Here is a 22,552-nt window from a genome sequence, read left to right on the forward strand (position 1 = left end):
GGGGGCGGCGTCCGGTCGGGCGCCACCCCCGGTGATTCTCGTCGATCAGGCGATGGTGCAGGGGTTTCCGTTGAGGGCGAACCCGGTGGGCTTGCCGGCGTTACCGGTGTGGGTGGCCTGGAAGCCGATCTCGGTGGAGCCTCCGGGCGCCAGCGAGCCGTTGTAGCTGACGTTCTTCGCCGTGACCTGTCCGCTGGCGGGCGAGTAGGTGGCGTTCCATCCGTTGGTGATGGTCTGCCCGCTCGGGAGGGTGAAGGTCAGAGACCAGCCGTTGAGGGCGGAGGACCCGGTGTTCGTGATGGCGATCTGCTCGGTCAGGCCGTTGTTCCACGCGTTGACGGTGGCGCTGACGCGACAGGCGCCCGATCCGCCGCTGGGCGACGGCGACGGGGAAGGCGACGCGGAAGGCGACGCGGAGGGGGACGACGACGGGGACGACGACGGGGACGCGGAAGGCGAAGGCGAGGGAGAAGGAGACGAATCGGACTGGAACTGGGTGAAGAACTTCCAGACCTCTCCCGATGTCCAGGTCCTGGCACCGCTGGTGGAGGTGGATCCGTCGTTCGGAGAGGGGGTGTGGTCTCCGTCGAACGCCGCCCACACGACCGGGTAGCCGGCCCGGCACCCCGAGTAGGCGGTGATGATGTGCGTCAGGCTGCCCTGCGCGGGCTCCCGGGGGGTCGTGGGAGTGCAGCCGTTGTTCGCGACGAACCTGTCACGTAGCGAACGTCCCTGGGAGATGTTGAGCACCGAGTCATGGGTGCCGTGAATGCCCATGTACGCGACCGGCTGAGTGCCGCCGTTGCACCCGCTGAGTTGCGCGCCGGAGTAGACCGCGACCGCACGGAAGATCGTCGGACGGGCGCACGCGACCGCGAAGCTCATCGCACCGCCGTAGCTCCACCCCATGGCGAAGCGCTGCGTCGTGTCGACACACAGGTTGCTCTCGACGAGCCTCAGCACGTCGTCGGTGAAGGTCAGGTCTTCACCGTTGGAGTTGCCCCAGCCGTTGTTGATGCCCTGGGGTGCGATGAAGATCGTGCTGTTGTTCGACAGTTGCTTGAGCCCGTAGTAGGCCCAAACAGATCCGTCCGATCCGCCCGTGTCGACGATCTGGGCGGTGCCGTTCAACCAGTGGTACGCGAAGATCAACCGGTACGGGCGGTTGTTGTCGTAGTTGTCGGGAATCCTCAGGATCCAGCTGCGGCTCTTGCCGCTGGTCGTGATCGTCTGCGAACCGCTTCTCAGCGTCGGGGTCTTGCCGCAGCCGGCGGTCGCCGCCGCGGCGGCGACGGCCGAGGACGGCGTGGTCGCGCCGAGACTGTCGCTCAGTGCCATGCGTCCCGTAGCCAGGACGAGAAGCGCGGCGGCCGCGACAGAGGCGAAGATGGATCTCTGTCTCAACTTCACACAACTCCCTTTGTCGTTCGAAAATCGACATGCGTCGGTAGGGAAGTCACTTGTTTCCTTCACCAGGCGGAGCGTCCGCGGTCGGCAGGTGCATGCCGGCCGAGCGGCCTCCCCGGACGGATTCGAACGCTAAGTGAGCCCACCGTCAGTCGATCCGGAGCTGCGCGGCGACCGACCATCGTCGGCCTGCGCGTGCTCGCCCCTTTCCTGCTGCAGAAGAGCAGGGCGAGGTCAGATGCCCGTTAGCGTCGGCATGGCGCCTGCCGTGTTCTCTCCCCGGCGGTTCTGATGGAGGACGGGGCGGAATCTCGGGACGCGACCTCTCATCTGGCGGATACCAGATGAATGCGCCTGCCGGGTGTCGCCGGTCCTGTCAGTTCCGTCTGCCGCGGAGACGACAAATTGTTATCGCTAACAGTGACGGGGGCGGCCACGTGCTCCTCTCTGCCGGTCGACTGGAGGTGGTGGTGGTGGGGAGCAAATATGAAGTCAGGAGTCGTGTCAATGACTACGCCCGCTCCCCGAGAGTCCCTTGCCTGTGACCGTTCATTCCTTCGGTTTTGACCAGGGAGGAAACCGCACCTGCCGTCGACCCCGAGATGAAATTTTCATCGTCGACGGATTCACGCCTCCGGCGACGACGCCGCCCGTTTCGCGCCCACGCGCACGACTGGTACCACTGCTCGCGGCTGTCGGGCGTTGTACGCCTTCCGCGCCGGAATGGCGCGTCAGGGTTCTGCGTGCCGGTCGAGTCCGAGCGTGGCGATGAGGTCTTCGTGCAGCTCGAACCAGACACGATGGCAGGAGTCCACGTCGGTGCGGTCGACCCAGGCGACCTCGCCGGCCCGGGCGCGCCCCAGGGCTGTGGCGAATCGCGTGTCATATCCGCGGAAGCGTCTGAGGACGCGGCCAAGCCGGTCTGCCAGTGGCGTGAGTGCCCGGTCGACACAGGCGAGCTCGTGGAGGACTCCGGCGTCCCAGGCGGGATCGGAGTGGTCGTTGACGGCGAGCCGATCGCCGGCGGTGGGCCGCAGTTGCCAGTCGGTGCAGGCCTGGAGCAGGAGGGCGTTCAGCGGGAGGAACCCGCGGTAGACGTCTCGGACCTCGCCGGCGCCGCCGACGCGGGTGAGCTCGGCCGCGAGTCGGCGCTCGTTCTCGGCCCGGCCCGGTTCGGTCAGCGACCAGCCTCCGGTGCCGGCGAAGGCGGTGTGCTCGACCCAGCCGAGGGCCTCGGCGTCGAGCAGCAGCTCTTCCGTCTCGGCCGGGTCGAGCCCGTACCGACGAGCGATCACCGGGGTGTCCGCGAACCCGGTGATGCGCACGGCGTGCAGGACCAGGAGGCCGGGCGAGGAGTCACACATCACGAGTCGGCGTCCTGTCGTGCGGTCAGGCGGGTGTAGTGCTGCTGGCACGCCTGCGGGGAGTTGAACCCCATCGCGTGCGCCATCTGCGCCCAGGTCAGGCCTGCGCTCCGGGCGATGAACAGCAGGGCGGACTCGAGTCCTTCGACCTCGGCTCGCGCGGCGGGCAGGAGGGCGAGCGCGCTCAGGATGTCGTCCGGGCCGAGATCGGCGTTGCGCCAGACGGCGAACTGCACGAGGTCGACCGCCGACGGCGGGACGGGCGGAGGTCGCCACGGACGGGCGTCGAGCGCGCCCGCGCCCAGGTCCAGAAGACGGTCACGCGCGTCCTGCTCACGCTGGGCCCGGACGTGGTCGGCGTGCATGCCGCGACCGATGTCGTCCTTGCGTTCCATGTGCCTCAGAATGCACAATCAACAAATTGTTGTCAATCATCTGTTGAAGGGGTGGAGCGGTGATCGTACCCCTCACGGAGGCTGTCGCCGATACCTGCGGGGGCAAGGCCGGCGCACTCGGCGCGTTGCACCGCGCCGGTCTGCCGGTTCCTGACGGCTTCGTCGTCCCGTTCGCCGCCTACCTCGCCGCTGTCCGCGACCTGGACCCCCGGCGGCTCGCCGGCGAGGCGGACGACGCCGATGCGACGCGGCGGGCGATCGAGGCCCGCCCCGTCCACGCCGCCTTCATCGATGCGCTGGGACGCGCGCTCGGCGGACTCGGCGATCCGCCCGTGGCGGTGCGATCATCGGCAGCGGGGGAAGACACCGGTCAGGCATCGGCGGCCGGTCAGCACGAGAGCTTCCTCGCCGTGCGCGGAGCCGGTGAGGTCGCGAAGGCCGTACGTGCCTGCTGGGCGTCGCTGTTCTCTTCGCGTGCCATCGCCTACCGCGCTGTCTCCGGCCGCCACGACCGACCATCCGACGATCTTCTGATGGCCGTCATCGTCCAACGCCATCTGGACGCCGAGGTGTCCGGAGTCATGTTCACACCCTCGGACCGGAACGACGCGACCCGGATCGAGGCGTCCTGGGGTCTCGGCCCCAGCGTCGTCGAGGGCAGGGTCACCCCTGACACCTACCGCGTCGCCGAGGACGGGTCGGTCACCCGCACCGTCGCGGACAAACAGAAGCGCCTCGACCGGCACGGCGCGCGGCTCGTCATCCGCGACGTGCCCGCCGCCACCCGGAACCGGCCGGCGATCGACGACGCGACCGCCGTGCGGCTGGCCGAGTTGGGCGAACGGGCTGCTGCCGTGTTCGGCGGACCGCAGGACATCGAATGGGCGATCGCCGGCGGCCGCACGTGGGTTCTGCAAGCACGGCCGGTCACCGCCGCACCCCCACCATCGACAGCGCCTTCCGGCGCCGCGGACATCCCGGCCGCCGCGTTCAAAGCAACGCCGGGCAGCCACGGGACCGTGACCGGCACCGCGAGGATCGTCCGTGGTCCCGGCGACTTCGCGCGCGTGCGCCCGGGCGACATCCTCGTCTGCCCCTTCACCGACCCCGCGTGGACGCCGCTGCTGAGCATCGCCGCCGGCGTCGTCACCGAAACCGGAGGCGTGCTCTCCCACGCCGCGATCGTCGCCCGAGAGCACGCCATTCCCGCCGTCCTCGGTCTCGCGAACGCGACGAGCAGGCTCCGCGACGGCACCGTCATCACCATCGACGGCACCACCGGGACCGTCACGGCGACAAAGAGCGACTGACCTCTGCGGCCCCGGGTCGGCTTGGTGTCACGGGTTCCGGCTCGGCATTCCGCCGCCCCACTCACACGTACCGATCGAAAGGAGGCGGGGAAGGGTCCACACGGACTCCCCCCAGCTACGCATGACAACTCGACGCCTCTACCTGGCACGTCACGGCGCGGCCGACGCGTTCGGGGAACTCACCGGCATCGGACGTCGGCAGGCAGGTCTGCTGGGCGAACGGCTCGCCGGCGTACCGGTCGACGCCGTGTGGCACTCGCCGCTGCCACGCGCCGTCGCGAGCGCGCACGAACTCGCCCGTCACCTGCCGAACGTGCCCGTGACCGAGGCCGCCGAACTCGTCGACCACGTGCCCTACGTCCCCAGCGCGGCCGAAACGCCCCCGTCCTGGGCCGGCTTCTTCGACGGCTACGACGACACCGAGGCAGCCTCGGGCCGGAGGCTCGCCGAGGCCCTGGTCGCCCGGTTCGCGAAGGTCCCCGGCACGACCACGAAAGGAACCCGGTCCGACACACGCGAGGTGTTGGTGACGCACGCCTACCAGATCGCGTGGCTGGTGCGGCACGCACTGGACGCGCCGCCATCGCGGTGGCCTGCCGCCCACGCTCGTGATGTTCAACGACATGAGCCACCTCCCGCCCGACCTACGCTGGACCGGGTTCCCCGAAGGCGTCAGACCGTGAGGTGGCTCCCGACAGGCCCCGAGGTCGCCGCCTGCGTCAGCGCGCGCGTGGTTGAAAGTTTCATCACGAGCCGTTTCGCGCGCGGTGCGGGCCGGGCCCGTAATGCCAGATGGGTGCGCTCCAGAAGCGCGAAACGCCACCGGGGCTCTCGGTCTCCTCTTGACGGACCCCGGTGAGTCCTAGTTTGCTCCGCCAATATCACCGGCATCGAGACCTGTGGACGCGGCTCCCCGCGTCGTGGAATGTGAGCGCTAACACGCGCCGGCCCCGGAAAGGAGGGTCTCCATGATCGGAGACGGCCCGCGGCTGCGCGCCACCGCAGCGGAATCCGGGCGTGGCCGGCAGGGGCCAGAGTCGCGTTCTTGACGCGGCGCCTCGCCCGGTCGTGTTCGCCCGCTGCACCACCACTGTCAAGTAGCCGAGGGAGAGGAATCCGGATTGCGGAACATGTTAACGCTAACAGACCCGCGGTCGCCATCGGCCCTTCCGTCGCCCTGCCGGGGGCGAGGCCTTGATGACGGGTGGGGCGGGTCTCGAACTCCACGCACGAACCACAACGAACCGGGCCGTACGGAAACGATTCGCGGGCCCGTCGACCTCTTGGCGGCAGAGCCCAGGGATTCGTCTCGATTGATGGACCGTCCCTGCCCGACTGCGTGAGACCACTGCGGTTTCCCTGGCGTGGCCCGCTTCGCCACGCTTTCACCCCCCAAAGGAGGAGAACGAAACAATGGATTCACCCCCCATTCGTGTGACGAGCGGTCGGCGTCGTTCGCCGGCCGGTGTCGGCGTACGCCTCGTGGCGGTGCTGGCCGCGTTGGCGGCGGCCACTGTGACGTGGGCGGTGCCGGCGTCGGCGGCGCCGGCGCCGCTGGTGGGCGCCGGGTCGGGCCGCTGCCTCGACGTGGCGGGCAACACCGACGCGCTGGGCACCGGTCTGCAGATCTGGGACTGCAGCGGTGGGGCCAACCAGGCCTTCGAGTTCACCTCGGCCGGTGAGCTGCGGACCTTCAACGGCACCCGGTGCGTGGACGCCTACAACATGGGCACCACGAACGGCACCAAGGTGGTCATCTGGTCCTGCAACGGCCAGACCAACCAGAAGTGGCAGCAGAACGCCGACGGCTCCATCAGGGGAGTGCAGTCGGGCCTGTGCCTGGACGTGACCGGAGTCGGCACGGCCAACGGGACCGCCGTCCAGCTGTGGTCCTGCAACGGCCAGACCAACCAGAAGTGGAGCATCTCCGGAGGCGGCCCGAGCTCGACGCCGTCCCCGACGGTGACGCCGACCGGCGGCACGTGCGATCTCCCGTCGTCGTACCGCTGGTCCTCGACGGGCTCGCTGGCGAACCCGAAGTCGGGCTGGGTCTCGCTCAAGGACTTCACCAACGTCGTCTACAACGGCAAGCACCTCGTCTACGCGACGACGCACAACACGGGAACGAGCTGGGGTTCGATGAACTTCGGCCTGTTCACGAACTGGTCCGACATGGCCTCGGCCAGCCAGAACACGATGAACTTCTCGGCCGTCGCGCCCACGCTGTTCTACTTCGCTCCCAAGAACATCTGGGTGCTGGCCTACCAGTGGGGCGGGACCGCCTTCTCCTACCGGACCTCCAGCGACCCCAGCAACCCCAACGGCTGGTCGGCGCAGCAGACCCTGTCCACCGCGAGCATCACCGGCTCCGGCACCGGCCCCATCGACCAGACGCTCATCGGTGACGGCCAGAACATGTACCTGTTCTTCGCCGGGGACAACGGCAAGATCTACCGGTCGAGCATGCCCATCGGGAACTTCCCGGGCAACTTCGGCTCGAACTACACCACGATCATGAGCGACACGACGAACAACCTGTTCGAAGGCGTCGAGGTCTACAAGCTCCAGGGCCAGAACAAGTACCTGATGCTCGTCGAGTCGATCGGCTCGCAGGGCCGTTACTTCCGCTCCTACACGGCCACCAGCCTGGGCGGTTCGTGGACCCCGCAGGCCACGAGCGAGAGCAACCCGTTCGCCGGCAAGGCCAACAGCGGCGCCACCTGGACCAACGACATCAGTCACGGCGACCTGGTCCGCAACAACCCCGACCAGACCAAGACCGTCGACCCCTGCAACCTGCAGCTGCTCTACCAGGGTCGCAGCCCCAGCTCCGGCGGCGACTACGGCCTCCTGCCCTACCGGCCGGGCGTGCTGACGCTGCAGCGCTGATGGTGTGATCAAGGGCTCGTGAGACCTCCGGTCGGTTCGCCCGACCGGAGGTTTCCCGGGCGTCCCCGGCGGAGACGGGCGGCGACGGCACGCGCCGGGACATCTCCGCCGGGGAATCGTCATCCTCGCGCCCGGTGTCAGACCCCCGGGCGTACGGCGGTGAGGAAGCCGCTCCTCCAGTAGCCCTTGAGGCTGTCGACCCGGACCACCGCTCCGCTGTGCGGGGCGTTGATCACCTTCTTGTGCCCGATGTACATGCCCACGTGGCCGCCGCCGCTGGTGAAGACGAGGTCGCCAGGCTTGAGGTGCGCCAGGGAGACCTTCTTCTTGACGGCGTTGAGCATCGACCACGTCGTACGCGGGAGCTTGATCCCGGCCTTGCGCCAGGCGAACTGGACCAGCCCGGAGCAGTCGAACGCCCGGGGGCCTGTGGCGCCCCACACGTAGGGATCGCCGAGCTGCTTCTTCGCCACCTTGATGGCGCGCTTGGCCTTCTCCTGCTGCAGAGCGGACTTGCTGAGCTTCTTGTCCGCGGCGGCGTTCGGGGTGGCCTCAGCAGTGGTGGCTGCCGTGGTCGCCGTCGTGGTCGCCGCGGCGGTGTCCGGGGTGGCTCCCGTCGCGGGGGGCTGCGGCGGGATGAGCGTCGAGGCGGGCTGTGGTGCCGTGACCGTCCCCGGCGCGGCGGCCGCGGGCAGCGCGCCGAAGGCCGCTACAGACGCGGTCAGCGCGACGCCACCGATCGTGACGCGGGCGATGCGGGACAGAGTGGCGGGGTTGGTAGACAGGGGGTCTCTCCTAGAGTCTTCCGCTTGCGCCTACCGGGTTAGCTGACGGATTCGGGCAGGGAAGTCGCCCTACGGCGCTCGGCGCGCCGATTCACCCCGGACCTTCGTACGAAGGTCGACTGGTTCCCCGGCTCCGTGCCTCCTTGCTGCACGGATTCGGCGTCACCGGCGCCATCGGGGGGCGGAGAGGACATGGCGGCGGTGACTGTGGATTTTCGTTTTCAAGCACGGCGGAGCCGGTTCGCGACGGCGGCGTCATGGGGTACGCCGCCGTCGCAGGGCAAGGAAACTACCAAGCTCCCCCATATTGGGGCAAAGGGCACATAAAGGGTAAGAAGCCCATAAAAAGGATCAATCCCGCATAACTGCAGGTCAGGGCCTCGCGCTCGGGGAAACGTGGTGCTCGTCACACCTGCGCGAGGGCCGGTGGGAAGCCCTCGGCGTCGTGAAGATCACCGCGACGTCGCGCGGGCTGTTCGACTCCGGAGACCCACCGGAGTGCATCCCGGAAGAACGCCGGGCGCCCGGGGCGCGCTCGAGAACGAGAGCCGGCGGTGTCCGCGGACGAGCCGGTCAGCGCGTACGCCAGAACGTGCCGTTGGCCGAGGGGTCGTCGGGGTCGCCCTGCGGCACGGTGAAACCCGCACCCCACAGTGCCGCCGTCCCCGGCCTGCGCGCGATCGAGAACAGGACGGCGTCGGTGCCCGCCTTCCGCGGGAGGGGGACGCTCCTCCACGCCGAGCCCGTGACATGCCACAGAGTGGGGTTCCAGTTGCCCTGCACGACCCACACGCCGCCCTTGCCGTCGGGCTCCACCTCCGTGTACGGCTGCGCGTTGGCGCTGCCGACCGAGGTGGCCCACGACGTGCCGTTCCAGCGCATCACCAGAGTGCGGTTGTAGGTGACGTCGTCACCCTCGTCGTTCGCGCCCTCCCAGGTGACGCCGCCGACGGCCCACACGTTCCCCGGGCTCACGACGGCGATGTCGTCGAGGAACGCGACGGCGTCGGGAGCGGGCAGCTTGATCGCGGGTGTGGGCACCAGCGCCCAGGACTTCCCGTTCCACCGCATGACAGCGGGACGGTCGCCCTTGGTCCCCGCCGCCCAGACGTCGCGGGCCTTGTACGCGTCGACGGCGGCGGCGTGGGCCGGCAGACGGACGCTCCTCCACGAGGACCCGTTCCAGTGCCTGGCCGAGGCCGAGGACCCGGCCACCGCCCAGACGTCCTTCGCGCCCGTCGCGTCGGCGTCCGTTGCCGAGAACGCGCCGCCCAGCGAGAAAGCGGTCCACGCGCGGCCGTTCCACCGGGCGGCCTTCCCCTGGCCGAAGACCCACACGTTCCTGTTCGAGGTGGCCGTCACGGCCTTCAGTTCGTACGACGGGGTGCCGGGGACCACCTGCCACGCCCGGCCGTCGTACCACTGGACCAGGCCCCGCTGCTTCCCGTTCGCGACCCGGTGACCGGCCGCCCACACCGACCCGTCGCCCAGGACCGCCACGTCGTCGAGGACGTCGTCACCGGGCAGGGTGTTCACCCTGGCCAGCCGCCACGCGGCGGTCTCCCCGGCCCGGCCGCCCTCGTGGGTCACGCCGGAGGCCGCCACGGCAGGCGCGCACGCCAGCGCGAGCGCCGTCATCCCCGAGACGAACACGGTACGCACAACGCCTCCCCTTCCGTCATGAGGATGACGTCCGGGGGAGAGGATCAGTTCACTCCGTCACCCGGACGATTTGCTCGTTTTCTCCGTCCACGGCTCGTACGTGCTGTCTCCCGGGAGCACCCAGACCCGCGCGTCTGGCCTGGTGATCGTCCGCAGCAACGTCGCCTTGCCGGTCGTCTTCGAGACCCGGTAGATCGCCACGCCGGTCTTGGTCTTCGACCGGACGACCACGCGCCCCGCCTGGTCGAAGTCGAGGTCGTCGATGTACTGCCCGCGCGGCAGCCGCACGGTCACTGTGCCGCCGGCACGGCCGGTACGCAGGTCGAGCATGCGCATCTTCCGGTACTTCGGCCAGGTGCCGACAGGCACCGCCGCCGTGCGGTAGTCGTTCGCGAGCGCCATCGGCGACAGCCGCGTCTTCAACCGCGACCGGGCACGCAGCCCGCGGTCGAACACCGTCACCCGGTCCCCTTCCAGCAGCAGCCGCTTGCTGTCGGGGCTGAATCCCGCGAAGCTCCACATGTCCGTCCCGCCGGGCTTGGACAAGGTCTTGCCTTTCCGCAGGTCCACGAAGACCCCCGTCCCGGGCGCCGAGGTCGTCGTGATCACGTAGCTGCCGTCGTCCGACACCAACGGCCATTCCTCGTCGATGGCGTACGCCTGGATCGCCCGCGACACCACTCTTTCCTTGCCGTCGAGGGTGCGTTCGACGAACAGCTCATCCGACTTGCGGAAGTAGAAGAAATGCCGGCCGTCCCCGCTGATCAGGAAGGGTGCCTGCGCGCCGGGGTTGACCGCGTCGGCGGGTGCCACGGCGAGCGCTTCCGGCACCTTCATCACGTCTCCGTTGGCGAGCACCAGTTCCCAGGTCCGCGTTAACTGCGCGTACGCGATCGTGACCGGCGTGGCGGCCGCTGCGGGCCGTGCGGCTGCCGGTGCGGCGGCCAGGGGCGCGGCGGTCAGTGGTACGGCGGTCAGGAGCAGTGCTCCGAGGGTCATGCGCAATGTCATGCTTTGTGAGATGCCGGAAATCCGGGAAATGTTGTGGGCCTATTACGAGGCCGGTGTTCGGTAGTCCCTGATCGTGATCGCGGTCGCGGCCCTGCGGATCGGCGCGGTGATCCGCTCGATCACGCGGTTTCTCCCGGGTAGATGCGGCATCAGCCGCAACATCAGCATCTGGAACCGGATCTGCGCCGCCGACTTCAGCACCATGCCCTTGAGGTTGTTCGCGGCGAGCTTCTGGTTCTCCTCGACGAAGTGCCGCATCTCGCGCTCGTAGGCGGCGAACCCGGCGGCGTGGTCTCCCGCCGCCTCGGCGAGGCAGCCGGCGAGAACGTAGGCGCCCACCAGGGCCAGGCTGGTGCCCTGGCCGGACGCGGGCGAGGCCGCGTAGGCGGCATCGCCCACGAGTGCCACCCGGCCCGACGACCAGCGGTCCATGCGCACCTGGCTGATCGAATCCAGGTAGAAGTCCGGCGCGTCCTTCATGGCGTCGAGAAGACGCGGGACCTCCCAGCCCTGACCGGAGAAGGCGTCGGCGAGCAGCTTCTTCTGCCGGGCGACGTCCCGCCGGTCGTAGGCGAGCGGCGGCGAGGAGAAGAGGAACATCGCCTTGGCGTCGTCGCCGCCCCCGGTGCTGTACATCCCCGCGCTCCTGCCCGGAGCGGGGTGCATCATCTCGGTGCGGTCCAGGTGGAGGTGGTTGGGCACCGTGAAGATCGAGATGTGGTGCCCGAGATCGTGGACGAACCGGGACTCCTCGCCGAAGGCCAGCGCGCGCACGTTCGAGTGCAGGCCGTCGGCACCCACCACCAGGTCGAACGTACGCGGGGGGCCGCTCGCGAAGGTGACGCGCACCCCTTCAGGGGTCTCGCACAGGGCGGTGATGGAGTCGTCGAAGACGTACTCGACGTCGTCTCCGGCCGCCGCGTACAGCAGCCCGGCGAGGTCGCCGCGCATGATCTCGACGTCGTCACCTTCGCGGCCGCCGAACAACCGGGCGTCCATCGTGCCCACCTGCCTGCCGCGCGCGTCGACGAAGCGCGCGATCCGCATGTCCGTGCTGTGCCGTCGCACCTCGTCCAGCAGTCCCATGCGGCCGACGACGTCGAGTGCCGCTCCGCGAATGTCGATCTTGTAGCCGCCGTCCCGCAGTGAGGGCGAGCGCTCCACGACGGTCACCGCGAACCCGTGCCCGCGCAGCCAGAAAGCCAGGGTCAGCCCGGCGACGCTCCCGCCGGAGATCAGGATGTTTCTCATGCCAGGAACTGTACAAATGTCTCACTCATCTGTCTAGCACAAATGTACAAGACGCTTGTCTCGATGGCGGGCTAAGCTCTGGCCATGGGAAACCGGGAAGATCTGCTCGCGGGAGCCAAGCGCTGCCTGGTGGAGAAGGGATATTCCGGCACCACCGCGCGGGACATCGCGGGGGCCGCCGGCACGAGCCTCGCCGCCATCGGCTATCACTTCAGGTCGACGAAGGCCCTGCTCAACGCGGCCCTCATCGAGGCGATGGAGGAGTGGGGAAAGGAGATCGAGCGGACTCTCGCCGCCGACACGTCACTGTCCGGCACTCCCGCTCAGCGGTTCGTGACGACCTGGACACGGATCATCGAGTCCTTCGTCAGGCTGAGACCGCTCTGGGCCATCCAGTTCGAGCTCATCGCCCAGATGGACCGCCTTCCGGAACTGCGCGAGGCGTTCGCGACCGCCAACCGGCAGGCGAGGCTGGGACTCGCGGCGATCTTCGAGCGACTGGATCCGGGCGCGGACGAGCGGAAGGCGATGGCTGTCGGCTCCTTCTACCAGGCACTGCTCGGCGGGATGGCGGCCCAGTGGCTCGTCGATCCGGATCAGGCCCCGTCAGCGGACGATCTTCTCGAAGCGCTGCGCACGATCGGTGCGGGGCTCGGGACGGAATGACACGTGGACGCCGGGCTCGGGGCCGGCTGAGAGCCCGGACGGTCCCCGCAGGCGGCGTTCCACGAAATCCGGTCACGATGTCCGGCGGTTTCTGCCGCTACGGCGGCCGTCCCGGCCGCGCTAGGATCCGGCGACGCCGCTGATCGAGTGGGCGTCGGAGGAGGAGTACGGGGTGCGCCGACTCACCGGAGCCCGTACGGCCGGGCTGGTCGCCGGGGGACTGGCCGCCCTTTCCGTGGTCATGGTGGTGGCCGCCGCCGCGAGCCGCTACGCGATACCCGCCGAGTTCCGGGTGCGGCCCGCGGTGCTGACGGGTGACGACGTGGTGGGCATCGCCTATCCGGTCATCGGCGCGTTGCTGGTCGTGCGGCGGCCCAGGCTCCGTGTCGGGTGGTTGATGGTCCTGGGCGGTCTGGCGATCGCCGTGCTGGGGCCCTCGCAGGCGGCGTACGAGTGGCTCGCCTACCACGGCGACCTGCGGGCCCAGTACTACCCCCTGATAGTCAACAACGCCGTCGGCGCCCTCGGGATGCTCGCGGTGGACCAACTGCTGCCGCTGCTGTATCCGGACGGGCGGCTCCCGTCGCGGCGCTGGCGTCCCGTCGCCGTCGCGGTGAGCGCCGTCACGCTGATCCAGTCCGTGGCGTTCGTCTGCCGCGTCGTCCCCGCGGACTCACCGCGCGGGCCTAATCCCCTGGCGGTGGCCTGGATCGCTCCACTGCACGAATGGTTGCGCGACCTGCCGTTCAACTTCTTCTATCCGATCGAAGCGGTGTGCCTGCTGTCGCTCGTCGTCAGGTTCCTGACCGGCGACACCGTGCGGCGGCGGCAGATCGGCTGGCTGCTGTACGCCACCGCCGCCAACCTGATCGTCGAGGTGTGGTGGCACCAGTCGCCGCTGTCGCTCGTCACCAGCGCCGCCGTGCCCGTCGCGATCGCCGTCGCGGTCACGCACTACCGGCTGTACGACATCGACACGCTGGTCAGCAGGACCGTGGTCGTCACCGGAGTTCTGGCGTCGGTCACCGCGATCTACTTCGGCGTCGGGGTGTTGTGGGGGGTCTTCGTCTCGGAGTACGGGCAGATCCAGGGACTGATGGCGGCGCTGTTCGCGGGGGCGTTCTTCCAGCCGCTGCGGCGCCGGCTGCGGCGGCTGCTCGACCGTGTCTTCTACGGCCCCGTCGGGGATCCCGAGGCGCTCAAGCAGCGGCTCACCCGCGAGGTGCACGCCGCCGACCCGGTCACCGCGCTCGCCTCCGTCGCCGCCGCGGTACGTCAGGGCCTGGCCGTCCGGGGTGTGGCCGTCGAGGTGTACGACGGGCGGCCGCGCTACGTCGAGAGCGGCTGTGTCGACGCCGCGCGCGTGGTGCCGCTGGTGTGGCACGGCGAGGACGTCGGCCGGCTGCTGATCGGCGCACCCGGCCCGCGCCGCTTCCCCGCCGCCCACAACGACCGGTTGATCAACGCGGTGACGCCGTACGTCGCCGACATCGCCCATGCCGTACGGCTCTCCGCGGATCTGCAGCGTTCGCGCGAGCGGATCCTGAGCGCCCGGGAGGAGGAGCGCCGCAGGCTCCGCCGCGACCTGCACGACGGTCTCGGCCAGGCGCTCGCCGCCATGGCGATGACGATCACCATGGCCCGGCGGACGCTGCGGACGTCACCGCAGCAGGCCGAGCGGATCCTGCTCGACCTGCGTACGGCCATGGACGGAGTGGCCGGCGAGATCCGCGAACTCGTCTACGGCCTGCGTCCGCCCGTGCTCGACCAGCTGGCCCTGGAGGGAGCCGTCCGTGCGCTCGCCGCCGAGGCGATGGGGGGCGGCGCGGGCCCGGACACCCCGCCCGGCCCGCGAGCGGCCCGGGTGAGCGGGAGCGACGGCGCGATAACCGATCGAGCCACCGCGGTCGCCGTGGCGGACGGGGACGAGAGGGGCCGGGCCGGTGGTCATGCCCCGCGGATCACGGTGTCGGTGAGCGGGGATCTGACGGATCTTCCCGCCGCCGCGGAGGTGGCGGTCTACCGGATCGTCCAGGAGGCGCTGACCAACGTGCTCCGGCACGCGAACGCCACGACCGTGTCCGTGACGCTGCACAACGGCGCGGGGACGCTGACCCTGCGGGTGCGTGACGACGGCGTCGGGCTGCCGGAGTCGCCGCGCGGCGGGGTGGGCCTGGCCTCGATGCGGGAGCGCGCCGCCGAGGTGGGCGGCTTCTGCCTGATCTCCTCCCCGCCCGGCGGCGGCGCCCTCATCGAGGTCTCCCTCCCCGTGCGGACCGCCTCCACCATCCGCTGACCGTCGCAGCGCATATCGTCACGCTCAGTGGGGAGTATTTGGTATGGCTGTAACTATGATCTTCTTGCACCGCACGCTCCGAGTCACCACGCTTTCCCTTCTGGTCCTCCCCATCACCGCTGTCGCGCTCGCCCCGCAGGCCGCGGCCGACGCCGGGGCGCCGGCCCGGCGCATGCTGGCCCAGCTGAAGGTCGCCAAGCCGCTGTCGATCCGCGGGTACAGCCATCGGCGGTTCCAGCCGCGCTGGGCGCATCACAAGGGGGAGTGCGACGCGAGGGAGGCGGTTCTCGCCCGCGACGGGCGGGGCGTGCGCAGGAACGCGGCATGCCAGGCCGTGAAGGGCGTCTGGCACAGCCCGTACGACGGCAAGGTGCTGAAGAGCGTGAAGCAGACCGACGTCGACCACGTCGTCCCCCTGGCGTACGCCTGGCGCTCCGGCGCCAAGCGATGGAGCCAGGCGAAACGGCGCGCGTTCGCCAACGACCTCACCCGTCCCGAGCTGGTCGTGGTGAGCCACTCCGTCAACATGGCCAAGGGAGGCCAGGGACCGCAGAGCTGGCGTCCGCCGCGCCGCCGCTACTGGTGCCGCTACGCGACCTCGTGGATCACGGTGAAGCATCACTACCGGCTCTTCGTCACCCGGAAGGAGAAGGTGGCCCTGCTCAACATGCTCCGCACCTGCGGACGATGAGCGGGCCCGCGCGGCCGGCGGGCGGGCTCAGCCGCTGCTCGCGCCGCGGGCCTGCTGGATGACCTTGTGGAGGGCCGCCGCCGCCGGGCCGCCGCGTTCGGCCAGCTGGTCGATGCGCTGCTTGTGCGCGCGCCGTTTCGCCCGCGGGAGGACCGTGCCGAGTTCCGCCGCGGCGGCCAGCCCGACGAGGGCCGCCTCGCGGTCACCGACCCGGGACGCCGGCCCGGTGATGGCGTCGGCGAACCGTGCCGCGAGGCGCTTCACCACCCGCGTGTCGCGTACGCGGACGGCACTCCTGTTGAAGATCAGGAACGGCTGGCGCAGCTCCACCCTGACCCAGCGGCCCTCCTCTAGTTCGTCCCGGACCGCCCGGACCGTGGCTCGGCCGTCCTTACCGATCCAGTGCCGCCACGGCCGGGGGCCCGTCTGCGCGAGCTGGCGGAGCAGGCCGTCGAGGACCGGGTCGCCGAGCCGGTCCTCCGACACCACGCGCACCTTGCCGTCGTCGTCGGCGATCCGGCCCATGAGCAGCAGATCGGTGAGCGCGGCCGCGCGCAGCAGGTAGGGGAAGCGGTAGTTCGTCACCACCCGCTCCTTGCGGGGGTCGTAGGCCAGTAGATAGAGCTGGGCCGTCAGGGAACCGGGGACGTTCATGGGACTGCCCTCCTCTCAGTCGTCGGACGGGTCGGCGGCGGGGGCTTCCGGAGGCGGCGTCTGCTTCTTGGCGGGCCTGCCGCGCCGGGGGATGCGACCGGCGCCGCCCGGGAGCCGCCCCGCCTCCGACAGCGCCCGGCGCAGCAGGAACTCGATCTGGGCGTTGGTGCTGCGCAGTTCGTCGCCGGCCCAGCGGGCCAGCGCGTCGTGCACCGCGGGGTCCAGCCGCAGCAGGATGCTCTTTCTTTCGGTCGCCACGGTCTAGTGGTACAGGGAGCCGGTGTTCACCACGGGCTGCACGTCGCGGTCGCCGCACAGGACGACGAGCAGGTTGCTGACCATGGTGGCCTTGCGCTCCTCGTCGAGCTCGATCACGTCGTGCTCGTCGAGGCGGGCCAGGGCTGCCTCGACCATGCCGACCGCGCCCTCCACGATCCGCTGACGGGCCGCGACGACCGCTCCGGCCTGCTGACGGCGCAGCATCGCCTGCGCGATCTCGGGGGCGTACGCCAGTCGGGTGATGCGCGACTCGATGACCTTGACTCCGGCCGAGGCCACCCGCGCCTGGATCTCGACCGACAGGCGGCCCGTGATCTCGTCCGCGTTCTGGCGCAGGGACAGCGTGTCGTCGTGCCCGTCGTACGGGTAGCTGCCGGCGATGTGACGGACCGCGGTCTCGGTCTGGAAGGCGACGAACTCCACGAAGTCGTCGACCTCGAAGACGGCCTTCGCCGTGTCCTCGACCTGCCACACGACCACGGCGGCCATCTCGATCGGGTTGCCGTCGGCGTCGTTGACCTTGGCGATGTCGGTCTCGTGGTTGCGGATCCGGGTGGACACGCGGCGCTTCTGGGTGAAGGGAGCCACGAACCGGAGGCCGGGCGTGCGGACCGTGCCCACGTAGCGGCCGAGCAGCTGGATCACGCGCGCCTCACCGGGGGCGACCGCGGTGAGCCCGGTGAAGACGACGAGGGCCGCCAGGAGGAGCAGCACGCCGGCGGCGATCAGCACGGCTCCCACGGCGCCGCTGCCGCCGGCCGCCAGGACGGCTCCGATCGGGACCAGCGCGAACGGGCTCAGCAGGCCCATCAGGGCCAGGATCAGCATGGGCCATCCCGCGGCTGCTCGCGCCGCCCGCTCGTGGGTCTGGGGGGCCGGCATGTCGACGGCGATCTGCAGGTCTGTCATGTCTTCTCCTCGATGTCTAGCATTACACTAGCAAAGTGATATCACTTTTCGCCAGACCCGAGGAGCCCGGGAACCCGGGGCTCAGGCCGTTCCCGCCACGGTGACGACGACCTTGCCGGCGGGGTGGCCTTCCATGAGGTGCCGGATCGCGTCGGGCGCGGCGGCGAGGGGATAGGCACGGTCGACCGCCGGGACGATGGCGCCGGACTCGATGAGCCGGGTCAGCTCCTCCAGGTGCTCGGCGCGCTCGCGGGAGAACATCGGGCGCAGTCGCTGCCCCCTGAACATCGACCCCGTGAACAACGACAGCAGCGGCGCCCGGAACGTGCGTCCCATGCCACCGGTGAAGCGGTACGCGGTGTGCCCGCCGCCGACGATCACCAGCGTGCCGCGCGGGGTCAGGGCGCGCCGCAGCAGGGACAGCGGCCGGTTGCCCGCGGTGTCGACGACGACGTCGTAGCGTGCGCCGTCGCGGTCGATCTCCTCACGGGTGTAGTCGATGACGTCGTCGGCCCCGAGCGACCGCACGAAGTCCGCCTTCGCCGCCGCGCACACACCGGTGACGCTCGCGCCGAGCGCCTTGGCGATCTGCACGGCGAACGACCCCACGCCTCCCGACGCGCCGATCACCAGCACCCGCTGCCCCGGGCGCACGCCGGCGACGTCGCGCACGGCCTGCAGCGCCGTCATGCCGGAGACCGGCACCGCGGCGGCCTGTTCGAACGTGAGGTTGGCCGGCTTCGGCGCGAGGCGGGCCTGCGGCGCCCTCGCGTACTCGGCGAGCGAGCCGTTGGGGCAGGTGCCGTACACCTCCTGCCCGGGCCGGAAGCGGGTGACGTTGGCGCCGACGGCCGTCACCACCCCGGCGACGTCGCGGCCCCGGACGGGAACCTTGGGGCGGCGCAGCCCGAATCCCCCACGCGCGAGGTACGGCGTGCCGGTCATCAGGACCCACACCCCGGGATCCACGGCGGCCGCGCGGACCTCGACGAGCACCTCGTCCTCGCCGATCGAGGGGCGGTCGACGTCACGCAGTTCGAGCACGTCGGCCGGGCCGTACGTGTCCTGGACGATGGCTTTCATTTCGTCTCCTCGGGGAGGTCGGGATACTGGAACACGTCGTCGAGCGGGGCGCCGAACACCCGGGCGATCCGGAAGGCCATCTCCAGGGACGGCGAATATCGGCCCTGTTCGATGGCGATGACGGTCTGTCTGGTCACACCGATGCGCTCGGCGAGTTCGGCCTGGGTCATCTCGTTGTGGGCGAACCGCAGCACGCGGATGCGGTTCGTCACGCGTGTGGGCTTCACCACTCCGGAACGCTCCTGCGATAGAGGACGATCTTGGTGACGTCGCCGAGGATCGCCGACAGGACGAAGAAGAGGTAGATCACGTTGGCGATCCAGAACCTGTCCCACTCCGCCAGGGCCATGAGCATCGCCGCGATCGCCCCGATGACCACGAACGCCTGACCGGTGTAGTCGCCGAGCCGCCCGATCTCCCTGTCGCGGGCGTCGATGACGCGCGAGGCCCGCGGGTTGACGATCGCCATCCCGATCTCGGCCAGGATCGCCGCGGCGATCGCCCCGCCGATCGTCCAGAGCAGGGCGGCGGCGTACGGCACGTCGGGTAACGGGCCTCCGCCCGCCCGCCTGAGGATGGCGACGACGTACGCCGCGTAGGCGATCACGGCGACGACCAGCCGGATCCAGGCGCGCTTCTCCTCGTGGGTCATGATCGATTCCCTTCGGGTGTACAAAATCTTTGACACCCTCAAGGTAACCGGTCTTTGACTTGATGTACAGATATTTTTACATCGAATCCGTTCGTGGAGCCCCGGCTTGCCGAGCGGGGAGAACCGGCGTACGCGGGTGAGGGTCAGGCTTCGGCGGGCACCTGCTGCTCGGCGCCGACGACCTTGAGGAACCGCAGGGACTCGTAGGCCGGGGACCCGGGCTCGGCGGTGAAGATGACCACCTGCTGCTCCTGGTCGGGCACGGTGAGCACGTCGAAGTCCAGCTCGATCGGCCCGACGCGCGGGTGCCGCACGGTCTGGTGGAGGTGACGGTCGATGTGGAACCGCTGGGAGTTCCACAGCCGGGCGAAGTCCTCGCTCCCCGCCAGCAGTTCCTCGATCAGGCTCTTCAGCTCGCGGCTGTCCGGATAGCGGGTCACGGCGACGCGCAGGTAGCCGACCGCCGTGACGGCGAACCGTTCCGGGCTGCCCATGCCGAAGTGCCGCCGCTCCGGGTCGGGATGCAGGAAGTAGTGCCGGATGACGTTGCGCTCCTGGCCGGCCAGGGTGGAGAAGCCCTCGAGCAGGGCCGCCGCCAGCGGATTCCAGGCCAGCACGCGGCACATGTCGTCCACGACGATCGCGGCGGCGTCGGTCAGCCGGTTGACCAGGCTCAGCGTGCTCGGGCGCACCTCGCTCGCGGGCTCCGTGGACCGGCTCTCCTCCCGCTCCCCGGCCAGGTGGAACAGGTGGGCGCGTTCCTGGTCCGACAGGCGCAGGGCGCGGGCGATGCCGTCGAGCACCCGCCGCGACGGGTGACGGCCCCGCGCCTGTTCCAGCCGTGTGTAGTGGTCCACCGAGATGTACGCGAGCTGGGCGACCTCCTCGCGCCGCAGTCCGGGGGTGCGGCGGCGGCGTCCCAGGGGCAGGCCGACGTCGGCGGGGTCGATGCTCTCCCGCTTGCTCCGGAGGAACCGCGCCAGGCCATGCTTGTCCATGTTTGTGACCGTACGCCGGGCATCGGGTGCGCGGACCCCCTCAGCCACGGACTCTTGGTCCCTGGCTGTGCGGGACGCCGGGGGCGACGGTGGGGTTGGCACCGACCGGCGGCGAACACGGACGCGCCGCGGTCACCCGACCTCATGGAAGGCACACGATCATGCGGATCTTCGTCACCGGTGCGAGCGGCTACGTCGGCGCAGTCGTGGCCGAGCACCTCGTCAGGGCCGGCCACGAAGTTGTCGCCCTGGCCCGCTCGGACGAGGCGCGCGAGCGGGTCGAAGGGCTGGGCGCCAAGGCGGTGCTCGCGAGCCTGCGGGACCTCGACGTCCTGCGCGGCGCCGCCGCGGCGGCCGAGGCCGTGGTCCACACCGCCGTTGACTACGCCGATCCGGACATGGGCGATATCGAGCGCGACACCCTCGCGGCGCTGCTGGACGGCCTCAACGACGGCGGCGCGTTCGTCTACACCAGCACGGGACTGGTCTACCCGGACCGGCAGGGCGCGACCGTGGACGAGGACCACCCCGTCACCCCCGAGACGTCGGCGCAGCCGTACAAGGTCCTCGGCGAGCGGCGGGTCCTGGCGGCCGGCCACGTGGCGGGCACGGTGATCCGGGCGGCGCTGGTCTACGGGCGCGGCGGATCGGGCCTGCTCCAGGGGCTCATCGGCGCCGGCAGGCAGAACGGGATGGTGCCCTACATCGGCGACGGCGCCAACGAGTGGTCGTCGGTGCACGTCGACGACCTCGCGGAGTTGTACGTCGCCGCGCTGGAGCGCCGCGAGCCCGGGGTCGTCGTCAACGCCGCGTCGGCCGAGCGGACCCCGATCCGGCGGATCGCCGAGGCGGTCGCCGGCCTGACCGGCGCCCAGGCCGTGTCGCTGACGATGGAGCAGGCGGTCGCCGCGATGGGGCCGGCCGCCGCCGCGCTCACCCGTTCGTCGCCGATGGACGCCTCGCGGGCCCGGCGGCTGTTCGGATGGGCCCCGGAGCGGCCCGGGCTGATCGAGGAGCTGACGACCGGCTCCTACACGCGGTCCTGATCAACGCCCCCGCCGCGTACGCAGCGCGCGCCGTACGCGCGGGCCGTGCCTGCGCCACCAGGCCCGCGCCCAGAGCACCTGGAACGCGACCGCGGACAGCAGCACCGCCGCGGCGTCCAGCCCGGCGAGCGGGTCCGCGGGGGCGGCCAGCACGCCCACGGCCCGGCCGAGCAGCGTCAGCGTCGCCGGCGCCGTCACCGCGAACGCCACACCCAGGCAGGCCGCGGTGCCCACGACCAGCAGCACCGCGTACGTACGCAGGGCGCGCCGCTCCCGGCGCGGCAGCCCGGCGAGCGGGTCGGGGGAGGGACGGCGGAGCAGCCGCAGCGCCAGATGGCGGACGTAGGCGGAGGCGTCGCCGTACATGTCGCGGCACCCGCTCAGGTCCTGCAGCAGGAAGTAGACGTCGGTGCGCATGAACACGAGGAACTGCGTGGCCAGCATGCCGAGCGAGGTCAGCGCGACCAGCGAAAGCGCGGGCTGGCGACCCACGACGGCGGTCAGGAGGAGCGCGGCCGAACAGGCCGAGGCGTCGGTCGCCATCCCGGCGAGGTAGACCGTCAGGCGGACGCGCCGCCCGGCCAGCCAGACGCCGGAGACCTCGGTCTGGACGGCCAGGAACTGCAGCCGGGTGCCGAGCCGGATCCTGCCCGGCACCCCGGCGGCCCTGGCGGCCGACAGGTGGGCCAACTCGTGCAGGAAGATCAGCGCCCAGCCGACCACGATCTGCGACGCGAGCACGAGCGTGCCGCGCTCGCTCCACAGCAGGTCGCGCCAGCCGGGCAGCGTCTCCCGCCGTACGACCGCCGTCGCGATCCCGGCGGCGATCAGGCCGGCGACCAGCAGGTGGAGCAGCGGGTGCAGCGTCCACCGCACGTGCCGGGGACGCAACCGGGGAAAGGTCGGCGGCCCGGCGGAGGCGGCCGGGGCGCCCGGCTTCTCCACGAAGCCCAGCGTGCCCAGGGCGCGGACGAAGTCGCCGACATCGAGATTCACGCCCGTCTCGGCGCGCAGCCGCCGTTCCGTCTCCTCGACCGTGACGCCCGCCGACAGCAGCTCGATGGCCCGCATTCCCTCGTACGGCACGGCGACGAACTCGTCCCCGTCCGGGCGGCCGACGATCCACTGCGAGCCGTCCCGCCGGAACGCCAGTTCGCGCAGCCGGACCACGGTGGCCTCTCCCAACGCGGGCCTCCAGGCGCGG

Annotated in this window: 22 protein-coding genes and 1 riboswitch; of the genes, 7 read left to right on the forward strand and 15 right to left on the reverse strand. The window is 70.5% G+C overall.

The features are described 5' to 3' along the window. Positions 1-45 precede the first annotated feature (45 nt). From HHX30_RS08375 to HHX30_RS08385, 3 genes are all read right to left on the reverse strand, one after another. On the reverse strand, positions 46-1,404 hold the full coding sequence (locus HHX30_RS08375) for a cellulose binding domain-containing protein (RefSeq protein WP_249349812.1): 1,359 nt from the start codon (positions 1,402-1,404) through the stop codon (positions 46-48). A gap of 734 nt (positions 1,405-2,138) precedes the next feature. Continuing rightward, complete coding sequence (locus tag HHX30_RS08380) at positions 2,139-2,771, reverse strand: transcriptional regulator (protein WP_169981104.1); 633 nt, start codon at positions 2,769-2,771, stop codon at positions 2,139-2,141. Further along, complete coding sequence (locus HHX30_RS08385) at positions 2,771-3,166, reverse strand: DNA-binding protein (RefSeq protein ID WP_169981106.1); 396 nt, start codon at positions 3,164-3,166, stop codon at positions 2,771-2,773. Before HHX30_RS08385 ends, HHX30_RS08380 begins: the two co-directional genes overlap by 1 nt. Positions 3,167-3,225: 59 nt before the next feature. Between HHX30_RS08385 and HHX30_RS43180 the strand changes: the two genes are divergently transcribed. The 3 genes from HHX30_RS43180 to HHX30_RS08400 all read left to right on the forward strand — a co-directional run bounded on the left by HHX30_RS43180 (position 3,226) and on the right by HHX30_RS08400 (position 7,365). After that, the gene (locus tag HHX30_RS43180; RefSeq protein ID WP_169981108.1) at positions 3,226-4,476 is read left to right on the forward strand and encodes a PEP/pyruvate-binding domain-containing protein; all 1,251 of its coding nucleotides are present in this window, start codon (positions 3,226-3,228) and stop codon (positions 4,474-4,476) included. 121 nt (positions 4,477-4,597) lie between these two features. Continuing rightward, positions 4,598-5,335, forward strand: coding sequence for a histidine phosphatase family protein (locus HHX30_RS08395; RefSeq protein WP_249349813.1), 738 nt, complete (start codon positions 4,598-4,600; stop codon positions 5,333-5,335). A gap of 554 nt (positions 5,336-5,889) precedes the next feature. Then, positions 5,890-7,365, forward strand: a complete 1,476-nt coding sequence (locus HHX30_RS08400) for a non-reducing end alpha-L-arabinofuranosidase family hydrolase (RefSeq protein WP_169981110.1) — start codon at positions 5,890-5,892, stop codon at positions 7,363-7,365. Between the two features lie 137 nt (positions 7,366-7,502). Here HHX30_RS08400 and HHX30_RS08405 read toward each other — a convergent pair whose 3' ends face one another. The 4 genes from HHX30_RS08405 to HHX30_RS08420 form a co-directional block, all read right to left on the reverse strand. After that, positions 7,503-7,838 (reverse strand): C40 family peptidase, encoded by a 336-nt coding sequence (locus HHX30_RS08405; RefSeq protein WP_211591750.1) that lies wholly within the window; start codon positions 7,836-7,838, stop codon positions 7,503-7,505. A 324-nt stretch (positions 7,839-8,162) separates the two neighbouring features. After that, a riboswitch (cyclic di-AMP (ydaO/yuaA leader) is annotated at positions 8,163-8,322 on the reverse strand. A 401-nt stretch (positions 8,323-8,723) separates the two neighbouring features. After that, a complete protein-coding gene (locus HHX30_RS08410) occupies positions 8,724-9,812 on the reverse strand; it encodes a hypothetical protein (RefSeq protein ID WP_169981112.1) in 1,089 nt (362 codons plus the stop codon). 57 nt (positions 9,813-9,869) lie between these two features. After that, positions 9,870-10,811, reverse strand: coding sequence for a hypothetical protein (locus HHX30_RS08415; protein WP_169981114.1), 942 nt, complete (start codon positions 10,809-10,811; stop codon positions 9,870-9,872). Positions 10,812-10,865: 54 nt separating this feature from the next. Beyond that, on the reverse strand, positions 10,866-12,074 hold the full coding sequence (locus tag HHX30_RS08420) for an FAD-dependent monooxygenase (RefSeq protein ID WP_169981116.1): 1,209 nt from the start codon (positions 12,072-12,074) through the stop codon (positions 10,866-10,868). An 84-nt stretch (positions 12,075-12,158) separates the two neighbouring features. On the opposite strand from HHX30_RS08420, the gene HHX30_RS08425 reads away from it, so the two are divergent. From HHX30_RS08425 to HHX30_RS08435, 3 genes are all read left to right on the forward strand, one after another. Further along, positions 12,159-12,740 carry a TetR/AcrR family transcriptional regulator gene (locus HHX30_RS08425; RefSeq protein ID WP_169981118.1) on the forward strand — a complete coding sequence of 194 codons (582 nt, stop codon included), beginning with the start codon at positions 12,159-12,161 and terminating at the stop codon, positions 12,738-12,740. A 172-nt stretch (positions 12,741-12,912) separates the two neighbouring features. Beyond that, positions 12,913-15,036 carry a sensor histidine kinase gene (locus tag HHX30_RS41430; RefSeq protein WP_169981120.1) on the forward strand — a complete coding sequence of 708 codons (2,124 nt, stop codon included), beginning with the start codon at positions 12,913-12,915 and terminating at the stop codon, positions 15,034-15,036. A 55-nt stretch (positions 15,037-15,091) separates the two neighbouring features. Next, the gene (locus tag HHX30_RS08435) at positions 15,092-15,727 is read left to right on the forward strand and encodes an HNH endonuclease family protein (RefSeq protein WP_169981122.1); all 636 of its coding nucleotides are present in this window, start codon (positions 15,092-15,094) and stop codon (positions 15,725-15,727) included. A 27-nt stretch (positions 15,728-15,754) separates the two neighbouring features. Here the strand turns inward: HHX30_RS08435 and HHX30_RS08440 are convergent, their stop codons facing one another. The 7 genes from HHX30_RS08440 to HHX30_RS08470 form a co-directional block, all read right to left on the reverse strand. Continuing rightward, on the reverse strand, positions 15,755-16,381 hold the full coding sequence (locus HHX30_RS08440) for a GPP34 family phosphoprotein (RefSeq protein WP_169981124.1): 627 nt from the start codon (positions 16,379-16,381) through the stop codon (positions 15,755-15,757). A 15-nt stretch (positions 16,382-16,396) separates the two neighbouring features. Continuing rightward, positions 16,397-16,639, reverse strand: coding sequence for a hypothetical protein (locus tag HHX30_RS08445; protein ID WP_169981126.1), 243 nt, complete (start codon positions 16,637-16,639; stop codon positions 16,397-16,399). A gap of 3 nt (positions 16,640-16,642) precedes the next feature. Beyond that, positions 16,643-17,569 carry an SPFH domain-containing protein gene (locus HHX30_RS08450; protein ID WP_169981128.1) on the reverse strand — a complete coding sequence of 309 codons (927 nt, stop codon included), beginning with the start codon at positions 17,567-17,569 and terminating at the stop codon, positions 16,643-16,645. An 81-nt stretch (positions 17,570-17,650) separates the two neighbouring features. Then, positions 17,651-18,652, reverse strand: coding sequence for an NAD(P)-dependent alcohol dehydrogenase (locus HHX30_RS08455; protein WP_169981130.1), 1,002 nt, complete (start codon positions 18,650-18,652; stop codon positions 17,651-17,653). Beyond that, entirely contained in the window at positions 18,649-18,882 is a 234-nt protein-coding gene (locus HHX30_RS08460; RefSeq protein WP_169981132.1) for a helix-turn-helix transcriptional regulator, read from the reverse strand. The genes HHX30_RS08455 and HHX30_RS08460 overlap by 4 nt, the downstream gene beginning before the upstream one ends. Beyond that, complete coding sequence (locus HHX30_RS08465) at positions 18,876-19,304, reverse strand: hypothetical protein (RefSeq protein WP_169981134.1); 429 nt, start codon at positions 19,302-19,304, stop codon at positions 18,876-18,878. The genes HHX30_RS08460 and HHX30_RS08465 overlap by 7 nt, the downstream gene beginning before the upstream one ends. Before the next feature lie 143 nt (positions 19,305-19,447). Beyond that, positions 19,448-20,302 (reverse strand): helix-turn-helix transcriptional regulator, encoded by an 855-nt coding sequence (locus HHX30_RS08470; protein WP_169981136.1) that lies wholly within the window; start codon positions 20,300-20,302, stop codon positions 19,448-19,450. Positions 20,303-20,463: 161 nt separating this feature from the next. On the opposite strand from HHX30_RS08470, the gene HHX30_RS08475 reads away from it, so the two are divergent. Next, the gene (locus tag HHX30_RS08475) at positions 20,464-21,348 is read left to right on the forward strand and encodes an NAD-dependent epimerase/dehydratase family protein (protein WP_169981138.1); all 885 of its coding nucleotides are present in this window, start codon (positions 20,464-20,466) and stop codon (positions 21,346-21,348) included. On the opposite strand, the gene HHX30_RS08480 is transcribed toward HHX30_RS08475, so the two are convergent. Then, a complete protein-coding gene (locus HHX30_RS08480) occupies positions 21,349-22,533 on the reverse strand; it encodes a hypothetical protein (RefSeq protein ID WP_169981140.1) in 1,185 nt (394 codons plus the stop codon). Positions 22,534-22,552: the final 19 nt, after the last annotated feature.

Origin of the sequence: Microbispora sp. H10836, from assembly GCF_012999525.1 — a bacterium.
In the GTDB taxonomy this organism is placed as follows: domain Bacteria; phylum Actinomycetota; class Actinomycetes; order Streptosporangiales; family Streptosporangiaceae; genus Microbispora.